Consider the following 3,510-nt stretch of genomic DNA (forward strand, 5'->3'; position numbering starts at 1 on the left):
CCAGCGGTATGCGAAGACCACCGAACAACATATGGCCACGGAACCGGCTGCCAGCCATCCGCGCTTACGTTCCGGGCCGGATTTCGACAGGGTAATCGCGCCTAGCAGCAAGGGAGCGCAGAACGCCGATTCCTTGGTGCAGCACGCAAGCGCCGCCAGCGCGCAGCACGCGGCCAAGTGGACCCGACGTCCGGATCGGGTCCACTGAAGCGATTCAAGAATCGCCAGCAGAAGGAAAAGAGTGGCCAACAGATCGAATGGAGCGTCGATCCACGCTACGGGTTCCGCGGTCACACCGCTCGTCAGAAATGCGATCGCGCCAAAAGCCGACGCGAACCGCCGAAGATCAAGCCGCAGCAAGAGAAGATAGACGCGAAGGCCGTTGCATGAGTGCAGAAGGATATTGACAAGGTGCCAACGCAGGAGGTCCGCGCCCGACCCATGTGCGTCGATCCAGTACGCCAGCCAGCCGACGGGCCGGAAGAAAAGGGTTTCGCCGCTACCGCGACTGAATCGGTCGAGGATCGCCGGCAGCGCTGCGTCGAACGTCGAACAGGTGCGTGAAGGCGTCAAACTGAAACGGGTTCCACAGCGTTGATTGAAAAGCCGCTAGCGAAATCGCGATTGCCGCGATCGCCGCAAGCCATACATGAGGGCGAGCGTGCAGGGGCGGCGCGGGTTGCTGCCGGCTTTCTACGAACTCGCGCAAAACGGAACGCACCGCGCGCCACCAGCCTTCAGGAGTTCCTTGTGCGGTTTGGCGGCGCGGGTTCGCGTCCTTTGCGCTTCGGAGGAAAACGCAAATCCAAAACGCGGCCGCCAAGATGCATCCGGCGTTGAGCATCGCCCGGCCGGATGCATGGATCACGCCATCGCTCCCAACGGCTCCATCAACTTGTCGCGCATGAAGGCGAGCACGTCTTCGGGATTCACCGCGCCGTCGGTGGGCACGCGCATCACTCCCGCCGGCGTGAACTGCGCGCCCGGGGTGGAACTGACCAGCGTCATTAGTTTGGCGGCGTCCACGCGCGTTTCCTTGTGGAACTTGATATTCAGCACGCCGGCGCGCCGGTCAATCGCTTCGATGCCTAGCTTCTCCGCCGCCGTCTTTAGCGCGGAGTAAGTGAGCAAACTCTTTACTTCATCGGGAACCGGGCCGTAGCGGTCGGCAAGTTGTTGCGCAACTTTGTCCCGCTCTTCGGCGGTGTTGGCGTTGGCAATCTGGCGGTACGCGCGCAGGCGCTGGTTTTCGTCGCTGATGTAAGTCGTTGGGATACGGATATCCAGGCCGAGATTGAGGGCCGAGTGAATCTCCGGCAGCACCTCTTCGCCCTTCAGCTCGCGCACGCTGTCTTCGAGCATTCGCACATACATGTCGAACCCGATGGCGTTGATATGACCGTGTTGTTCGCCGCCAAGCAGATTACCGGCGCCGCGCAGCTCAAGGTCGAGCGCCGCGATTTTGAAGCCCGCACCCAGATCGCTGAACTCCTTCAGCGCGGCGAGGCGCTTGCGGGCGATTTCGGTCAACTCCGTATCGGGCGGAACCAGCAGATACGCATAGGCGCGACGGTTCGAACGCCCCACTCGACCGCGTAACTGATACATCTCGCTGAGACCGTACTTCTCCGCGTTCTCGATCACGATGGTGTTGGCCAGCGGGATATCGAGGCCGTTCTCGACGATCGTAGTGGAGACGAAGACATCATACTCATGGCGCATGAACGCCAGCATCACGCGTTCGAGTTCCGCCTCGCTGAGTTGGCCGTGACCCACGCCGATGCGCGCGCCGGGAACCAGGTCCTGGATGTGGGCGGCGCGCGACCAGATGGAATCGACGCGATTATGCACGAAGTAAACCTGACCGCCGCGGCCGAGCTCCAATTCGATCGCCGACTTGATGAGGTCGTCATCAAAAGGCGCGACTACGGTCTGGATCGCCAGGCGATCTTTGGGCGGCGTCTCAATGACCGACATGTCGCGCAGACCGAGCAGGCTCATGTGCAGCGTGCGCGGGATGGGCGTGGCGCTCATGGTCAGCACATCGACGCTCTGCTTCAACTGCTTCAAGCGTTCCTTGTGCTTCACGCCGAAGCGCTGCTCTTCATCGACGATCACCAGCCCCAGATCTTTGAACACGACATCCTGCGAGAGCAGCCGGTGCGTGCCCACCGCGATGTCGATCTTTCCCTCGGCCAGATCGTTGAGCGTCGGCTTCAACTCCTTCGCGGAACGGAAGCGGTTGAACATTTCGATGTGGACCGGGAAACTCTGGAAGCGCTTCTTGAAGGTTTCAAAATGCTGGAAGCTGAGCACGGTCGTGGGCGCGAGGACCGCGACCTGCTTGCCGTCGCCCAGCGCCTTGAAGGCCGCGCGCATCACGACTTCCGTCTTGCCGAAACCGACATCGCCGCAGAGCAGACGATCCATGGGCTGCTCCGATTCCATGTCGCGCTTGATGTCGCTGATGGCCGATTTCTGGTCGCGTGTTTCGGTGTACTCGAACGCGTCTTCAAACTCGCGCTGCCAGTTGGAATCGGACGAATACTGGAAGCCCTTGGCCATCTTGCGCTGCGCGTAGAGCTTCAGCAGCTCTTCGGCCATGTCGCGCATTTTGCCTTTGACGCGCGTCTTGGTGCGGTCCCACGTGGCCCCGCCCATGCGATCGAGCTGCGGCGCGGCGTCACCGGCGCCGCGAAAACGCTGGATGAGGTCCATGCGCGTCAGCGGCACGTAAAGCTTGCTGCCGCCCGCGTATTCCAGGACCATGTAATCGCCCTTGGCGTCGCCTTGCTCGATTTCGCGAAGCCCGAGGAATTTCGCGACGCCGTGCTCGGCATGAACGACAAAGTCGCCCGGCTTGAGATCGAAGTTATCCGCGGAGAACGTGCTGAGGAGTTGCGTGGACGTCGGCTTTGCAACGAGCGCCGACGCGTCGAACAGGTCTTCCGATCCGAAGATGGCGACGGCGGAATCCTGCAACACCGTGCCGCGCGCTATGCGGCCCTGAATCAGAAAAATGTTGGCGACTTCGCCCGCCATATACGCGCGCTGGGCCAGGTATTCCGGAGTGGTGGTGTTTTGTTCGAGGCCCAGCTGATACGCGACGTTGTACTCGTGGAAGATGTCGGCGACGCGTTCGATCTCGCCTGACGTCGAGGCGAAGAAGGCGACGCGCGTTCCGGTTTCCACCAGATTGCGCGCTTCGGCGATCGCGCCCGCCATGTTGCCATGGAATGCCATGGACGGGCGCGTCGAGATATGCAGCGATTCCGCTGTTGCGCCGAGCTCGAGTTCGCGCAGATCGAGTTCCGTGTAACGGGCCGAGATCGCGCGCATATCCTCATAACGGCGGAAAACGCGATCGGGCGCGACGGGGATCGGACGGTCGGGGTCCTCCAGGCGGTTCCAGAGCCGGGCGGCGGCGGAACGCGTCAGCTCCGGTTCATCCCAAATAACGACAGGGCGGTCGGCCAGAGCAAACAGGTCGCCCGTGCGCTCGTGAACCAG

Annotated in this window: 1 protein-coding gene and 1 pseudogene; both read right to left on the reverse strand. The window is 61.9% G+C overall.

What is annotated here, in order from left to right; translation table 11 throughout:
- A pseudogene (locus H1Y01_RS00160) lies at nt 1-573 on the reverse strand (hypothetical protein); the annotation flags it as partial.
- Nucleotides 574-864: 291 nt separating this feature from the next.
- The coding region (gene mfd, locus H1Y01_RS00165; RefSeq protein ID WP_180538072.1) for a transcription-repair coupling factor at nt 865-3,510 on the reverse strand (2,646 nt) is incomplete at its 5' end.

The organism is Nevskia soli (assembly GCF_903970205.1).
Taxonomy (GTDB): Bacteria; Acidobacteriota; Terriglobia; order Bryobacterales; family Bryobacteraceae; genus Bog-113.